General features: G+C 60.8%; 15 protein-coding genes. 14 read left to right on the forward strand and 1 reads right to left on the reverse strand.

Features of this window, described 5'->3' with window-relative positions:
• Positions 1 to 831 precede the first annotated feature (831 nt).
• From Q8X51_RS07865 to Q8X51_RS07885, 5 genes are all read left to right on the forward strand, one after another.
• The gene (locus tag Q8X51_RS07865; protein ID WP_027606923.1) at positions 832 to 1,320 is read left to right on the forward strand and encodes a group I truncated hemoglobin; all 489 of its coding nucleotides are present in this window, start codon (positions 832 to 834) and stop codon (positions 1,318 to 1,320) included.
• A 91-nt stretch (positions 1,321 to 1,411) separates the two neighbouring features.
• Complete coding sequence (gene nthA / locus Q8X51_RS07870) at positions 1,412 to 2,044, forward strand: nitrile hydratase subunit alpha (protein WP_027606924.1); 633 nt, start codon at positions 1,412 to 1,414, stop codon at positions 2,042 to 2,044.
• 20 nt (positions 2,045 to 2,064) lie between these two features.
• Positions 2,065 to 2,718 carry a nitrile hydratase subunit beta gene (gene nthB, locus Q8X51_RS07875; protein ID WP_407693080.1) on the forward strand — a complete coding sequence of 218 codons (654 nt, stop codon included), beginning with the start codon at positions 2,065 to 2,067 and terminating at the stop codon, positions 2,716 to 2,718.
• On the forward strand, positions 2,715 to 3,155 hold the full coding sequence (locus Q8X51_RS07880; protein WP_065924013.1) for a nitrile hydratase accessory protein: 441 nt from the start codon (positions 2,715 to 2,717) through the stop codon (positions 3,153 to 3,155). The genes nthB and Q8X51_RS07880 overlap by 4 nt, the downstream gene beginning before the upstream one ends.
• 68 nt (positions 3,156 to 3,223) lie before the next feature.
• Complete coding sequence (locus Q8X51_RS07885) at positions 3,224 to 3,901, forward strand: energy-coupling factor ABC transporter permease (RefSeq protein ID WP_065924012.1); 678 nt, start codon at positions 3,224 to 3,226, stop codon at positions 3,899 to 3,901.
• A 292-nt stretch (positions 3,902 to 4,193) separates the two neighbouring features.
• Here Q8X51_RS07885 and Q8X51_RS07890 read toward each other — a convergent pair whose 3' ends face one another.
• Positions 4,194 to 4,883 (reverse strand): helix-turn-helix domain-containing protein, encoded by a 690-nt coding sequence (locus tag Q8X51_RS07890; RefSeq protein WP_323145775.1) that lies wholly within the window; start codon positions 4,881 to 4,883, stop codon positions 4,194 to 4,196.
• Positions 4,884 to 5,109: 226 nt separating this feature from the next.
• Between Q8X51_RS07890 and Q8X51_RS07895 the strand changes: the two genes are divergently transcribed.
• The 9 genes from Q8X51_RS07895 (at position 5,110) to pgeF (ending at position 16,207) form a co-directional block, all read left to right on the forward strand.
• Complete coding sequence (locus Q8X51_RS07895) at positions 5,110 to 6,357, forward strand: acyl-CoA dehydrogenase family protein (RefSeq protein WP_407693079.1); 1,248 nt, start codon at positions 5,110 to 5,112, stop codon at positions 6,355 to 6,357.
• 190 nt (positions 6,358 to 6,547) lie between these two features.
• A complete protein-coding gene (locus tag Q8X51_RS07900; protein ID WP_235865543.1) occupies positions 6,548 to 7,498 on the forward strand; it encodes a transporter in 951 nt (316 codons plus the stop codon).
• Between the two features lie 228 nt (positions 7,499 to 7,726).
• Positions 7,727 to 8,560, forward strand: coding sequence for an EamA family transporter (locus Q8X51_RS07905; RefSeq protein ID WP_065924009.1), 834 nt, complete (start codon positions 7,727 to 7,729; stop codon positions 8,558 to 8,560).
• Positions 8,561 to 8,692: 132 nt separating this feature from the next.
• Positions 8,693 to 9,220 (forward strand): RNA polymerase sigma factor, encoded by a 528-nt coding sequence (locus Q8X51_RS07910; RefSeq protein WP_065948510.1) that lies wholly within the window; start codon positions 8,693 to 8,695, stop codon positions 9,218 to 9,220.
• Positions 9,213 to 10,169, forward strand: a complete 957-nt coding sequence (locus Q8X51_RS07915; protein ID WP_407693078.1) for a FecR family protein — start codon at positions 9,213 to 9,215, stop codon at positions 10,167 to 10,169. Before Q8X51_RS07910 ends, Q8X51_RS07915 begins: the two co-directional genes overlap by 8 nt.
• A 104-nt stretch (positions 10,170 to 10,273) precedes the next feature.
• A complete protein-coding gene (locus Q8X51_RS07920; protein ID WP_065924007.1) occupies positions 10,274 to 12,715 on the forward strand; it encodes a TonB-dependent siderophore receptor in 2,442 nt (813 codons plus the stop codon).
• Between the two features lie 100 nt (positions 12,716 to 12,815).
• Positions 12,816 to 13,595, forward strand: coding sequence for a PhzF family phenazine biosynthesis protein (locus Q8X51_RS07925; protein WP_065924006.1), 780 nt, complete (start codon positions 12,816 to 12,818; stop codon positions 13,593 to 13,595).
• 36 nt (positions 13,596 to 13,631) lie between these two features.
• Positions 13,632 to 15,461: a gamma-glutamyltransferase gene (ggt, locus tag Q8X51_RS07930; RefSeq protein WP_407693077.1), complete on the forward strand. Its 1,830-nt coding sequence runs from the start codon at positions 13,632 to 13,634 to the stop codon at positions 15,459 to 15,461.
• A gap of 23 nt (positions 15,462 to 15,484) precedes the next feature.
• Positions 15,485 to 16,207 carry a peptidoglycan editing factor PgeF gene (gene pgeF / locus Q8X51_RS07935; RefSeq protein ID WP_407693076.1) on the forward strand — a complete coding sequence of 241 codons (723 nt, stop codon included), beginning with the start codon at positions 15,485 to 15,487 and terminating at the stop codon, positions 16,205 to 16,207.
• Positions 16,208 to 16,214: the final 7 nt, after the last annotated feature.

Below are 16,214 nucleotides of genomic sequence, written 5' to 3' on the forward strand. Positions count from 1 at the left end.
GGGTTCAACAAGGTGCCGCGTGTATCCCCACGTGTATCCCCTCCTTCATAACAAAAAATATAATATATAAAAATCATATGCTTGAAACTCCAATTCAAATGACTGTGTACCACCAAGTACCGATCCATAGATGTCTACAGCAGTCTATGAATCACCTCAAGAAGCCCGCCTCGTGCGGGCTTTCTTGTGTCTGGCCGTTTATCCCTGTCTATCCCTCCCCACCCTGCACCATCGCTGCCCACTGGCATGCCGGACATCTATACCTGTCCTTTTTAACCAAACGGTTGTCCATTCGAGCCAAGCACACTTCATCTCCCCTAGATAATGTTTACTCCACGCCGTGTCCCTAAAAACACAAATGACGAGGTGTCTCATGCATCTACGAGAACAGCAGCGACTATCCGATTCATCCTGGTTTTTACAGAGATGGGACATGGCACCCGAAGAGTTTGCCACTTACCTGCTGCAACTCGGGACCTTGGTGCTGCAACGCCGATGGAATGGGACCAATCGTAAAACACCAACGTCCACGGCGATCTAGAACAGCGAACCGTCCGGTCAAGGCAGAAATAGAGGAACCCCAGTCACGGACCATATCTACCCCCATGGCCGCAGGACCAGTTCCGATGTCAGCATTTTGCGTCTGCTGCAAGCACGGTTTTCCTAAGCCGTTGTCCGTCTAGACCAAACGATTGTCCTTGCCAGCAAAGCGTGCGCTCGACAGCAGCTCTAATTTGGATTCGTCGCAAGTTCTCGCACCCTTTATCAACCGTGCGGAACGCGACATTGAGCGAATGAGATCGTCCCCAGCCGAAACGGAGAAACCGCATCATGACCGACCAGCAACCATCCGTGGAACAACAGCCCTCCCTCTATGCGCGTCTTGGGGGCTACGACGTCATTTATCAGTTCGCAGGGGCAGTTTTGAGGAAGACCATGGGACATCCCGCTATCGGCCATATCTGGGCCCACATGTCCGAATCAACATTCCAGAAGGAACACATCAACTTTGTCGATTTCCTTTCTGAACATTGGGGTGGCAGCGCCAAATACCGAGGTAGGGACATGGTCACCGCGCATCGCGGAATGGGTCTTACCGAGGTGCACTGGCAAGCCGTGCTCGATTGTCTTGAGGAATGCTACAACGACTACGATCTGGCACCGGATCTGCGCAAAGAGGTCAATGACTTTCTGATCAAGTTTAAACCCGCCGTGATTGGTAGCCCCTCCTACCGCGACGTAGTACTCGCACACCCCGAAATGGACCCCGCCAAAGGAATGAAAAGCGTTGGGGTAATTTGGCCGAAACGAGGGAAGTAACCTGTGAAAAAGCTGGCGCCGGATATTGGTATTGCTGCATTCGTCGAGTAATGCAGGGAGCGATTTCACCAACTTCAGAGGGGGCAAAGACATGAGTCATACGCACGAACATCATCACGATCACGACCACACTGAGCCACCGGAGGCCATAGCGCTACGCGTCAAAGCGCTCGAGTCCCTGCTGACGGAAAAGGGCCTGGTCGATCCCGTAGCCATGGATGCTTTGGTGGACACCTACCAACACAAGGTCGGCCCGAGAAACGGCGCCCAGGTCATAGCGAAAGCCTGGTTCGACCCTCTGTACAAACACAGGCTGCTGGAAGATGGCACCGCAGCCATCGCCGAGTTGGGCTTTTCTGGTGTTCAGGGTGAAGACATGGTGGTCGTGGAGAACAGCCAGACCGTGCACAACGTGACGGTATGCACACTGTGCTCCTGCTACCCATGGCCGACCCTGGGCCTGCCACCGGTCTGGTACAAGTCCGCACCTTATCGCTCGAGGATAGTCATTGACCCGCGCGGCGTGCTGGCGGAGTTCGGTCTGACGATTCCTGATGACAAGGAAGTTCGCGTCTGGGACAGCAGCGCTGAGCTGCGCTATCTGGTATTGCCGGAACGTCCGGCGGGTACTGATGGCTGGAACGAGGAACAACTGGTCGAACTCGTGACTCGCGACGCCATGATCGGCACCGGACTGCCTAAGAATCCGGATCAAGTAGCCTGAACCTGAGAAGGAGAAAACCCATGAATGGTATACACGACCTGGGCGGCATGCATGGCTTCGGCCCAGTGCTCATGGAAGAGCACGAACCCATCTTCCATCATGATTGGGAGCGCAGGGTTTTTCCGCTCTTCGCCTCGCTCTTCGTCGGCGGGTACTTCAACGTGGACGAATTCCGCCACGCCATCGAACGCATGAAGCCGGCCGAATACCTGCAGTCGAGCTACTACGAGCACTGGCTGCACGCCTTCGAGACCCTGCTGACAGAAAAGGGCGTCATCAGCGCCGCCGAACTGCAGGGTACGGCCAAACCAACCCCACCGACACAGCCCGTCACGGTGTTAACACCGGACATCGTCGACGCCGTAGTGCTCGGCGGCGCCTCGTCGCGGGCAAAAGAAGATGTCCCCGGCCAATTCCGAGTCGGTGACCGGGTGCGAACGAAGTGCCTCAACCCAACCAATCACACCCGGCTGCCACGCTACGCGCGCGGTAAGGTCGGCACAATCGTGATTGCACATGGCGCGTTCGCTACCCCGGACACGATGGCCCATGGTTTGGGCGAACAGCCGAAGCAGGTCTATGCCGTACGCTTCAGTGCCGAAGAATTGTGGGGAGTACGGCGACCGGACAGTGTGTGCATCGACCTATGGGACAACTACCTGGAGGCCGTATGAACACGAGCATGCGCCACGACTACAAGGCCGTCGGCCTCCCTCTCGACGATGAAGGCCCGGTGTTCGACAAGCCTTGGCAGGCTCAGGCTTTTTCCCTGCTGGTGCACTTGCACCAAGCCGGCGTGTTCCCCTGGAAGGACTGGGTGCAGGTATTCAGCGAAGAGATCAAGGCCGCCCCGGCGCAACCCGGAGAAGGCGTCAATGACGCCTATTACCGGCAATGGATCACGGCCATGGAAAGAATGGTCACCACCCTTGGCCTGACCGGGATGGAGGACATCGTCCAGCGGGGCGAGGAATGGAGGCAGGCCTACCTGAATACTCCCCATGGACAACCGGTGGTTTTGCTCAATGCAAGTTGTCCACCGGCCCACGGGCACACCGGTGAGCATCTGCCGCATCGCGAGCCCGTGGCGATCAGCCGAGCCTCTAACTGAGGGCGGAGCAGTTTTTTGTTGTCCTTTTTTACCTAGCAAGCCGCAGAGGCGGCCAAGGAGTCATCGTCATGCATATCGAACCTGGCCTCGTGGAAGCCGGAAAACTCTGGCTGAGCTATGTTACCGCCGCAAGCGTCGGCACCTACACCGTCAAACTCGTTGCGGACGCCATTGGCGAACGAGGTGCCGTCTCGCTGGTAGTTCGCGCCGCCGCCGCCACGGCGCTGGTGTTTGGCTTCTTTGAACTGCTACCGCATCATCCGGTTGGCGTCTCGGAGGTGCATCTCATCCTCGGCTCGACGCTGTTCCTGTTGTTCGGTGCAGCACCTGCAGCAGTAGGTCTCGCTTTGGGGCTGTTAATCCAGGGTCTGTTCTTCGCCCCATTCGACCTGCCGCAGTACGGCATGAACGTCACCACCCTTTTGGTACCGCTGTTGGCAGTTGCTGCCCTGGCGCGGCGTATCATCGCGCCAAACACGCCCTATGTTGATCTGGGCTATCGCCAGGCACTGGGCCTGTCGACGGCATTCCAGTCAGGCATCGTCGCCTGGGTTGCCTTCTGGGCCTTCTACGGGAAGGGCTTCACGGCAGAGAACGCACTGTCAGTCCTGACCTTCGGCAGTGCCTACATGACCGTCGTCATCCTCGAACCGCTGTTGGACCTGGCCGTGCTGGCCGGTGCCAAGGCAACGCATCGCCTGCGTAACAGCAGGCTGGTCGAGCGCCGTCTGTACCAGACCGCCTGAGTCGACAGACGCCAGTCCAATCCAGACTGTCCCCGGGCATCGAAGACCGCAATGCTCGGGGCATCAAGAGCGAGAACGACCTCAACACCTCGTGAGCAAAACTGGAGGTAGTTGATGCGTTTCAGAAATAGCCCCCGCAAGTCAGTCCTGGGAGTACCGCTGGCTCCATATTCATGGCGAAACGCGCCGTGATGAACGGGGACTACCAACAGATGACCGCAGGTCACCCTGCGCCGCGTCGCATCCCGGCACCTCGCACCTTGATCGCCTTTGTAGTTCCTGAACCTTGTCTTCACCTGATCAGAAGATCCTGGACCGATCCACAACTGTTCGTTCCTGGTTTGGCTTCACCTTCGACGCTGGCTGCGAGTCCGCGTGGGGAGATCCCGAACCGTTGCTTGAACAACCGGGAGAAATGCGAGGCATCGTTAAATCCCCAGCGCAGCGCTACGGCGAGCACGCCAGGATGGCCGGAACTGCAGAGATCGCGCGCGCTGTGCCGCAAGCGCAGCTCCCGGATCAGGCCACTGACGCAGCGTGCTGTCGCCTGGCGCGGTGCCGCGAGCCTGGACACCAGTTGCTCCCTGGGTATACGGAATGACAGCACGCGCCAATCTTCCCTGAAATCGAGAAAGTAGGGACGCGTGGAGTCCACGACGGAGAAGTCACCGGGCATCACCAGTGTCTCCTGCCCATCCTGACGGACCACGCATGACCCTTCCAACTGGAAGTTCGCGAAGCAGAACTCGACCGGGTTGCGGCGGATTTCATCCCAACGTCGTTGGACGAACTGCGCACGGGAAAACACGCGGGTCTGCGCGCTCATGGAAAGGGGCCGGGAGCTCACCTCGCCCGTGAAGTCCGATCCTGCAGGCTCTTGCTTGAGGATGGGATTGAGCGAGACGAAGGCTTCGCAGAGGACCTCACGCCAGTAGCTGAATCTTTCGCGCTGCACGCACGCTTCGGTAGTCCAGACTTGCATCCTGCGGTCCCCCCTCAGTGGCGCAAAAGACAATCATCGCGAGCGCAAGCCAGCGACTGATTTCTGAGCCAATGTCACGGTAGGGCGGGCCGCTCAGACGTGTCATGTGTGCCTCCTGTTGCACAGATCGTCAATTGGGCTTGCACGCTCCAGCGAGACCGAGGCAGTCCGGCTGCCTACGATGGGTTGTCCGTTACCTAACCCACCGCAAGAAAGGTCGCTTCCCATGGCTATCGATTTCCAGCTCACCGAATCACAGAAGGCTTTACAGGCAAGCGCGCGAACCTTCGCCGCCGAAGTCCTCAGCAAGGTCGCCCCCACCATCGCCCCAATCGCGCGACCGGAAGACCGGTTCTACGCCACGCGGCCGTTCTACGATGCCATGGTCGACGCCGGCTTCATCAAGGCGTTGCTGCCCGCCTCGTTCGGCGGCAGCGCCCTGACCACGCTGGATTTTGCCTTGGCTGCCGAAGAACTCGCCGCCGCCGACGTCAACTTGCCTTCGGCCTTGCTGGGCACCGGCCTGGGTTTGCACGCGGTGCTGCACCACGGCACCGAGGAGCAGAAGCGCCGCTTCCTGCCGGACTTCGTCGAAGATGGCTCGCGCCTGGCCGCCCTGGCCTTCACTGAGGTCACCGGCGGCGCTAACTACGACAGCTCCGCCCCCTCCGCCGGCGTGCAGACATTCGCCCGCCTCGAAGGCGACGAATGGGTCATCAACGGCGCAAAGCACTACACCACCAACGGCACCGGTTGGGACGGCAAGGGCGCGCACCTGTACAGCGTCATATGCCGCACCGATGCGGCCCTGCCGCCGCAGCAATCGCTGGCGGTCATCATGGTGCCCGGCAGCGCCCAGGGCATCGAGATCGCGGGCTTTCTCGATACCGTCGGCCATCGCGCGACGATCTCGCCGCGCATCCATTTCAACAATGTGCGCGTGCCGGCGGCCAATATTGTGGGCAAGCCGGGCGATGGCATTGCCATGGTGGAAGATGCCTTCTCCTGGACTGCGGCGCTCATCGGCGCGGCCTGCGTAGGTGTGATGCGCGCGGCCTTCGACGTCGCCTTGAAGTTTGCCCGCACCGACAAGCGCTCCGGCACGGTGCCTGTGATTGAGCACCAGAACGTTGGCTTCATGCTGGCCGATATCAAGATGCGCATCGAGGCCGCGCGCTACCTGACCTGGAAAGCCTGTCACCAGCTCGATATCACCCAGGGACGCAGCCGCGAACTGGCCATCATCACCAAGGTTCACTGTTCGGAACTGTGCGTTCAGGCTGTCTACGATGCCATGCGCGTTGTCGGTGTCGATGCCTATACCGACCTCTACCCGTTGGCCGGCCTGATGCAGGACGCGCTGTGTTTTCCCCTGTACGACGGCGGCAACGTGGGGGTCCGCCGCCGACAACTCCATGCGCTGCTGCGCTCGCCGGCCTACGACGCCATGGCCGGCGCAGAGGCACGCAATTGAAACGGCCCCCAGGCCACGAGGCGTAAGCGCCGAGCAACTGTCCTTCCCAGCACAACGAATGACCGCCCCAACAAAGCGACTTGGGGCACGTCCCCCCTATCTTTGTCATGCGCACTGCCGCGTTGTCCTGTGTCGCCGCACTTCGCCGACCGATCAATGACAGATGACTACTCGAGAGAGGACTTCCGTAATGACCCAAGCATTCTCCAGCGTCGCCCGCAGGACCGGCCACGTGTCAAAGGCCGGTACCCACTCGCCCCTGAGCTGCATGAACAAGGTATTGGCCTTGGCCTGTCTACCGATGGTCACGATGGTGCCGATGACCGCGCGCGCCATCGATGTGGACATCGGTGATTTCGTCCCGGCGCCGGAGGGTACGACGGCGGGGTTGCTGTACCTGCAGCATGCCGAGCGCAACAAACTCTATGCCCAGGGACGGCAGACGGCGCGGGATCCTCGGCTGGTCTCGGATGTCGGTATCGGGAGGCTGGTGCACTACACCACGATTGGCGGGCTGACGGTAGGCCCCCAGATCCTGGTACCGTTTGGCCGGCTGGATGCCGGGCGCGACACGAGTGCACTGGGCAAGACCAGCGGGGTAGGTGACATTATCCTGGCCGCACCAATCTGGTTGATCAACGACTCAGCGTCTCGCACCTATCTAGCCATAGCGCCCTATCTGTACCTTCCAACGGGTAGCTATAGCCACGACCGCCCGCTCAATCTGGGTGAGAACCGCTGGAAATTTGATTTACAGGTAGGTTTCGTCAAAGGGCTGACCGACAATTGGTATGTCGATTTGACCGGCGACGTCATGTTCCACGGCAAGAACGACAACTACGGCGCTGCCGGCGACACGCTCAAACAGAAACAGCTCTACCAGGGGCAGGGATATTTGCGTTACCAGTTCACGCCCGGAGCCAACGCTTTCGTCGGCCTGTCGCAGACCTGGGGCGGTGAGACCCGAGTCAATGGCGTTGACAGCGACGACGAGGCTCGGCAACGAAAAATCAGCGTGGGTGGCAGTTACTTCATCCGCCCGAAGACGCAGGTGCTGGTGGCGCTCGGGCGCGATCTTGAGGTGGAAAATGGCTTCAAGGAAAGCGCCCGCATCAACGTTCGACTGTTGCAGGTGTTCTGAGCAAAAATCTCATTCAGGGCTACTCGATAACGCCTGGCGTTGAAACATATCCGGGCATGGAGCGACCAGGCGTAATCGAACAGCATTTGCCCTCAATTGACGCGTAACCCGCTACTGATAACGGCTTACCGAAAGGTAGAGCGTTTTTTTATGCCTTGAAGAAAGTGCCTGGGGCATACTCGCAGCCCCCCTCCTGGATACAGAACTTAGCCAATAGGATGTCCCTTCATGAGCCTTGATGTGTTCGCAATCATCATGCTGGGCGCTGCGTTGCACGCGACTTGGAATGCCGTGGTCAAGGGCGGTGACAACAAGCTGCTGACCACCTGCATGATCGCGTCCATTGCATCGCTGATCGCATCGACGGTCATTCCGTTTCTGGAGCTGCCGGCCAAGGAAAGTTGGCCCTTCATCGGCGCGTCGGTGATTTTGCAGGTGGTGTATTTCGTGCTGGTCGCCTCGACTTACCGCATTGCCGACATGAGCCAGACCTACCCGATCATGCGCGGTACCGCGCCGTTGCTGGTGGCGACAGCGAGCGTGGGACTGTTGTCCGAATCCTTGTCCTCATTTGCCTGGCTCGGCATTGCCATCATCTGCATCGGCATTTTGAGCATGGCTGCCGCCCCCAGCATCGGTCAGCGAAAAGGGATGCTCCTGGCGCTGGTCAACGCGGCGGTCATCGCCGGCTACACCCTTATCGACGGTGTGGGTGTGCGCAAATCCGGCGCCCCGGCGGCCTATACGCTGTGGATATTCCTGCTCACCGGCATCGCGCTTGCCGTATGGGCATTTGCCGTCAGGCGGCGCGAATTCTGCCGCTATCTGGCGCGCCACTGGCGCCCAGGTGTTATCGGTGGCTTCGGCACCGTCGTGTCCTACGGCCTGGCGCTTTGGGCAATGACGGCGGCACCGATCGCCACGGTTTCGGCGCTCAGGGAGACGTCGATCCTGTTTGGCGTGGTGATCTCGGCACTGGTGCTCAAAGAGCAACTGACCCGCCGCCGCATCATGGCTGCGTGCATCATTGCCAGTGGAGCTATGGTGTTGCGGCTGGGCTGACGCGCCGGTCGAACCCATGACACGCCCGGCAGGACTGCTCTCCAAACAAATCACCCGCCGCCCTATCAAATGAGACCGCTTCTCATTAATATGCCTGCTATTCGCGCAACGCCGCATCAGGGTATCGGGGCCATGGAGACAGGGACGCCAGGGGATCAGGAAAAACTCAGCGCCGTTTTTATCGGGCAGCGCAGTGCGTTAATCCGTATGCTGTCGCGCGTCGTCGGCTGTTCGAGCCAGGCGGAGGACCTGGCCCAGGAAACCTACCTGAAGGTGGCGAAAGCGCTGTACGCTCGCCCTATCGAACACTTGAAGCCGTTTCTTTATCAAACTGCGCAGTACCTGGCTTTTGATCATCTGCGCAGTGTGCGCAGTAAAAGGCGCTATGAGTGCCATCTGGCCGAAAGCCTGGTTGTCGAGGTGCCCACCACGGCACCCGGTCCGGAGAGCCAGGCCCAGGGCCAACAACAACTGCTGCAGTTTCAACAGGTGCTCGCTACCTTGCCCAAACGCCAGCAACAAATCCTGGTATTGCATCGATTGCATGACCTGTCCCAAAGCGAAATCGCCCAACGCCTGCAGGTGTCGTTGAGCACGGTGGAAAAAGATCTGCGCCAAGCCCTCACTGCCTGCGTCAAGCAAACGACCGACCATGATTGATCGCGCCGACACCCCCGATGCCATACGTAAGCAGGCGACCGACTGGTTCGCCCTGCGCGATGAGACGGTGCGCAACCCCATCACCCGCCAGCGCTTTGAGCAGTGGCGTGATGCGGATCCCCGGCACGCCACGGCGTATGCGGAACTGGCCGCGATGTGGGAAAGCCGCGCCTTCGAGCAAGCCTTGAAAAACCTCGCCAGCGACCTGGAATTGCCCCCTGCCCCGCAAGCCGCCACGCACCGCAAGACACGCTTCATGGCTGCCGCCGCTGCCGTGTTGATCACGCTGGGCATCGGCTGGATGACCGATGTGCCGATGCGCCTGCAGGCTGACCACATGACCGACGTTGCGCAGTTGGAACGCTTTGACCTGGAGGACGGCTCGCACATCGTGCTGGGCAGCCGCAGCGCAATCAGCATCGCTTTCGACGGCGCTCATCGCCGCATCAAGCTGCTGCGTGGCGAGCTCTACGTCGAAGCCGCACACGACTCAGAGCGCCCTCTTAGCATCGAAACCTCCGAGGCCAGCGTGACCGTAGTCGGCACGCAATTCAGCGTCAGCCAGCGCGACGGGGGCGTCACCGTCGCCGTGCGACAAGGCCAGGTGCGCTTCGCCAACCGCAAGGGCGAACAGAGCCTGTTGCAGGCGGGCAACTGGCAACAGTTGCTGGGTGGGCATCTGCAACCGCTGTCCCTGGAAGGTGGCGAACAGCAGATGGCCTGGATCAACGGACGGCTGTCGTTCCAGAACGCGCCGCTGGCACAGGTGTTGTCAGAGATCCGTCGCTATTACCCCTCACCGATCCTGCTATTGAACGATACCGCTGCCGGTGAGCGGGTCAGCGGCAATTACCAATTGGATGACCCCCAGGCGATCGTGCAGGCGTTGAGTAGAGTCACTTCCACCCACATCCAGCGCCTGCCGGGTGGCATCCTGATTATTCGCTGATACAGAGCCCCTGACACCGTCGCAAAAAGTTTTACGGCTTTCGAAGCTTCAACCCGTCAAGAACTTTGCCTTTGCAAATCATTCCTATTTCTAACGGGGCTCACATGTACTTTCCAGCACTCAATCCGACCCACGCCCGTAGCATCCTTGCGCTTGCCGTCTGCCTGGCGTGCAACACTGCGGTTGCCGTGGAACCGGCGGGCAAGCCGGCCATTCGTGAAGCAGCAGATACCCGCAGCTTTGCCATAGCGCGTCAGTCGCTGGTCAATGCCCTGGATCAATTGAGTGTGCAGAGCGGGCTGCAAATTGCCTATGCGGCGGACTTGGCCCAAGGCGTCGAGTCGCCTGGCGTCAGCGGCCGCATGACCGCTCTGGAGGCGCTGGCCCAGTTACTCAAAGGCACGCCCCTGAGCTTCGAGCTCAATGGTCCCAACGCGGTCATACTGACCCGCACCGCACAACCCGGCGCGGCCCTGCAACTGGGCACCACCACCGTGATCAGCAACCAACTGGGCACCGTCACCGAAGGCACCGGCTCCTACACCCCGGGCACCATCGCCACGGCCACGCGCCTGGTGCTGACCCCGCGTGAAACGCCGCAGTCCATCAGTGTCGTTACCCGCCAGCACATGGATGACTTCGCCCTTGACAGTGTCGACGACGTGATGCGCCATACCCCTGGCATTACCGTGTCGGCCTACGACACCGACCGCAGCAATTACTACTCGCGCGGTTTTTCGATCAACAATTTCCAGTACGACGGTATTCCCTCAGCCGTACGCAACGTGGCCTATTCGGCGGGCAACACCCTGAGCGACATGGCGATCTATGACCGGGTCGAAGTGCTCAAGGGTGCCTCCGGCCTGCTCAGCGGCGCCGGTTCCCTGGGCGGCACCATCAACCTGGTGCGCAAGAAGCCTACGGCGGAATTTCTCGGCCACATCACCACGGCGGCGGGCACCTGGGATCACTACCGCACGGAAGTGGACGTCAGCGGCCCGCTGACCGAAACCGGCAATGTGCGTGGGCGTGCGGTGGCGGCCTATCAGGACAACAAGTCGTGGATCGACCGCTACTCGAACAAAAGCTCGGTGTTCTACGGCATTCTCGAATTCGACCTGTCACCCGACACCTTGCTCACCGTGGGCGCCGATTATCAGGACAGCAAACCCAAAGGCTCCACTTGGTCCGGCAGCTTCCCGCTGTTCAACTATGCCGGCGAGTTGAACAATGCCAAGCGCTCCTTCAGCAATGCCACTGATTGGAGCAGTTGGCAGCAATACACCCGCACGGTGTTCGCGAACCTGGAGCACGACCTCGGCGACGGCTGGGTGACCAAACTGCAACTGGACCACAAGCTCAACGGCTACGACGCCCAGATGGGTGCGATCCAGTTCTACCAGCCGGCGGCGGACGGCACTGCCAATATCAACGCCCAGCGCTACAAGGGCGAAACCACCAGCGACTCGGCCGACCTGTATATCAGCGGCCCGTTCAATTTCCTCGGGCGTGAACATGACCTGGTGGTCGGTGGATCCATCAGCACCGCCCACTGGAAGGGCAAGGGCTATTGGGACGAAACCTTCCCCACCGCCAACCTGGTCGACTACGTCAACTGGCATGGCAACCTGGCCAAGCCCGACTGGGGCGTGGCCTCCCAAGTCACCGACGACACCATTCGCCAGACCGGCATGTACCTCACCACCCGCTGGAACCTCAGCAACGACCTGAAACTGTTGCTCGGCGGGCGCGTGGTCGACTACACCCTGACCGGCAGCACCGATACCTACCGTGAAACCGGACGCTTCATTCCCTATGCCGGGGCCATCTATGACCTCACGGACAACCTGTCGGCCTATGTCAGCTACACCGATGTCTTCATGCCCCAGGAAAGCTACAACCTCGACCGTAACCGCAAGTTGATTGACCCGGACGAAGGCGAGAACTATGAAGTGGGCCTCAAGGGTGAGTTCCTCGACGGGCGCCTGAACGCCAGTCTGGCGTACTTCGAGGTCAAGGAAAGCAACCGCTCCCTGCCCGACGATGCGTACAACAACCAAACCCCGACACCGCCCAACTTTGCCTTCAAGGGCACCGACGCGACGACCAAGGGCTACGAACTGGAACTGTCCGGCGAAATCGCTCCAGGCTGGCAGTTGCAGGGCGGCTACACCCACAAGGTGGTACGCGACGACGCCGGCAAAAAAATCTCGACCTTCGAGCCCGAGGATCAAGTGAGCATGTTCACGATCTACAAGCTCAAGGGCGAGCTGGACAAAGTCAGCGTCGGCGGTGGCCTGCGCTGGCAGAATACGGTGTGGCAGGACATCTACAACAGCCCCAAAAACACCACCGAGAAATTTTCCCAGGAGTCCTACTGGGTGGTGGACCTGATGACGCGCTACCAATTCACGAAAAACCTGTCGACCACGCTGAACCTCAATAACGTGTTCGATAAGCCCTATTACACCAACGTGGGTTTCTATAACTCTGCCATCTACGGCGCACCGCGTCACTTCATGCTGACCACGCGCTGGGACTTCTGATTGCCTGAGCCACACGGCCTATCCCGGGGTAGGCCGCTTTTGACGCCCTCCCTTACCACTGTTAGTGTCCAGCCTCCCCCCACGCACGGAGTGCTTCACGGTGAAACTGGACATCTACCAAGTCGACGCCTTCAGCCAACATGCCTTCGGCGGCAACCCTGCCGCGGTGTGCCCGCTCACCGAGTGGCTGCCCGATGAGCAACTGCAGCATATCGCCGCCGAAAACAACCTATCCGAAACCGCCTACTTCGTGCCCCGCGATGGGTTCTACGAGTTGCGCTGGTTTACCCCGCAAGTCGAAGTCGACCTGTGCGGCCATGCCACGCTGGCGACGGCGTGGGTGTTGATTCACGCGCTGGCGGATGCACCCCAGGTGCTGCGCTTTGCCACCCGCAGCGGCGAGCTACGGGTGACGCGCAACGGCGATGAACTGGCGATGGATTTCCCCGCCCGGCAACCACAGCGTTGCGAACCGCCCGCTGGAATGTTGAGTGCCCTGGGGATCGAGAGCGCCGACGTGTTCGGCACCGATGACTACATCGTGCTGGTGGACGACGAAGCCCAGGTCGCCGCGCTGACGCCTGACTTTGCGCGGCTCAAGGGCCTGCCCAAGCGCGGGATTGCAGTCACCGCCAAGAGCACCCGGTTTGATTTCATTTCGCGCTGGTTCGGGCCGAATGTGGGGATCGATGAAGACCCGGTCACCGGCTCGGCACACACCTCGCTGGCACCGTTCTGGGCCGAGCGCCTGGGCAAATCGCACTTGACGGCCGAGCAAGGGGGCCAGCGCAAGGGCCAATTGCACTGCGAGCTGCAGGGCGACCGCGTGATTATTTCCGGCAAGGCAGTGTTGTACATGCAAGGCACGATTTACCTGTAAACCGCAGCGCCCCATGGACAACAGATCATTCGCACAATGAACGGAGTTCAGCACGTGTTTTCGATTTCCCGCCGCCAACTGTCGCTCATGGCGGCAGCCCTTGCCCTGGCTGCCTGCCACACCCCGGTCAACGAACAGCCACCGGCACCGGAGTTGGGCTCGGGCTATCGCACCGACCTCAGCACCCGCCATGCCGAGCGCCATATGGCCGCCGCTGCCAACCCGCTGGCGGCCGAGGCCGGACGCGAGATGTTGCGCCAGGGCGGGTCGGCCATTGACGCTGCCATTGCGATGCAGGCGGTGTTGACCCTGGTGGAACCACAATCCTCCGGCATTGGCGGCGGTGCGTTCATCATGCTGTGGGATGGGAAAAACGTGCGCGCCTATGACGGGCGGGAAACGGCCCCGGCCGGGGCGACCGAGCGGTTGTTCCTGAACGCCGACGGCACGCCGATGGCCTTCACCGACGCGCAGATCGGCGGGCGTTCGGTGGGCACGCCAGGGGTGCTGCGGGCCCTGGAAATGGCCCATAGGAAGACCGGCCGCCTGCAATGGGCCCAGCTGTTCGAGCCGGCGATTCGCTTAGCGGAGCAGGGCTTCGCGATTTCACCGCGCTTGCACAGCCTGATCGCCGCTGACCGCTTTATCCCGCAATCGCCGGAGATGGCGGCCTACTTCCTGAATGCCGATGGCACGCCTAAAGCCACCGGTACACGACTGAAAAACCCGGCGCTGGCCGCTGTGTTCAAGCGCATCGCCAAGGAAGGACCGGACGCCTTGTACCACGGGCCGATTGCCGATGAGATTGCGCGCAAGGTGCAGGGCAACCGTAATGCGGGCAGCCTGACTCAAGCCGACCTCAAGGGCTACGTCGCCAAGGAACGCGTGCCGCTGTGCACCGATTACAAGCGCTGGAAAGTCTGCGGCATGCCGCCGCCGTCCTCAGGCGGGATTGCGGTGGCGCAGATGCTCGGCACATTGCAGGCCCTGGAAGCCCGCGACCCGCACCTGGCCATCGCGCCGATGACACCGATAAAAAGCGCCTCGCCTGCCGGGCTTGAGCCCACGCCCGAGGCCGTGCACCTGATCGCCGAAGCCGGTCGCCTGGCCTTTGCCGACCGCGCGCTGTACGTGGCCGATGCGGACTTCACACCGGTGCCGGTGGCCGGCCTCGTGGCTCCGAATTACCTCGCACAGCGTGCCACGCTGATCGGCGAGCGCAGCATGGGCATCGCCAAGCCGGGCCGACCGGCGGGTATTCAAGTCGCCTACGCACCAGACCGTTCGCCACTGCGCATCTCCACGTCACAAGTCGTCGCCGTCGATGACCTGGGCGGCGCCGTGTCGATGACCACCACGGTGGAAGCCGCGTTTGGCGCCCATGTAATGGTCCAAGGCTTTTTGCTCAATAACCAGATGACCGACTTCTCCTTCATCCCCGAAGAAAACGGCCAGCCGGTCGCCAACCGCGTGCAACCCGGCAAACGCCCGCGCTCGGCCATGGCGCCGACCCTGGTGTTCGACCGCGAGAGCGGTGAATTGCTGGCTACGCTCGGTTCGCCGGGCGGCTCGCAAATCATCGAGTACGTGAGCAAATCCCTGGTGGCGATGCTCGACTGGAACCTCGACCCGCAAACCGCCATCGGCCTGCCCAATTTCGGCAGCCGCAATGGGGCTACCGAGCTGGAGGCGGGCTTGTTCAGCCCAGGCCTGAAGCAGGTGTTGAAGGACAAGGGCCATGAGCTGAGCGAGATAGACATGACCAGCGGCATCCAGGCCATCGTGCTCAAGCGGGACGCCCAGGGTAAGGTGTCGCTCAGCGGCGGCGCCGACCCTCGGCGCGAAGGCGAAGCGCTCGGCGACTGACTTTATTGAACGGAGGTGATCCCTTGCATCAGGCTGAAAATCTCGCTGCCATCCCTGGCATCGACCACAGTTTCTGTTCGATCGATGACCCACGGCGCCCGGATGAAGTGTTCATCTGCAAGCAAGTGCACAGCGCCTCGGTGATTGAATGGCAGGCCGGCCAGGTGGCCAATACGATCGAGGCCGATGGTGTGTTGACGCACCACGCTCACCCGATCGCGGTGATCACCGCAGATTGCCTGCCCATTCTGTTCGCGTCGAAAACGGGCGAACGGGTGGCCGCAGTCCATGGCGGCTGGAAGGGGCTGCAACGCGGGATTATCGCCAACGTCATACAGCGCTTTGCCGCCGAAGGGATTGCAGCCGACCAGCTGCAGGTGGCTATCGGCCCCTCGATCAAGCCGTGCTGTTATGAAGTGAGCGAAGGGTTTATCGCCGAGTTCCAGAGTGACCAAGGGCACCTGTGGCAACACGCCCAGGCACCGTGGTGCTTCGTGCAACCGGCACCGCTGCGGTCCCCGGAAATTACCCCGCCCCATGCACGGCAAGCAGGCAGTGCGTGGTTTGACTTGAGCGGGTATGGGTTGTTGCTGCTGCAAGCGGCGGGCGTCAAGCGTGAGCAGATCGACGTGAGCGAGGTCTGCACCTACTGTACGTCGCCGACGTTTGCCAGCTACCGCAGAAGGACGCATCAGCCGGAGGAAGCGAAGACGTTGATTTATTCGTGGATTGCTCGTAGACCCTGACGAACCT

The sequence above is a fragment of the Pseudomonas sp. Yb2C2 genome (assembly GCF_052112325.1).
Taxonomy (GTDB): domain Bacteria; phylum Pseudomonadota; class Gammaproteobacteria; order Pseudomonadales; family Pseudomonadaceae; genus Aquipseudomonas; species Aquipseudomonas marginalis.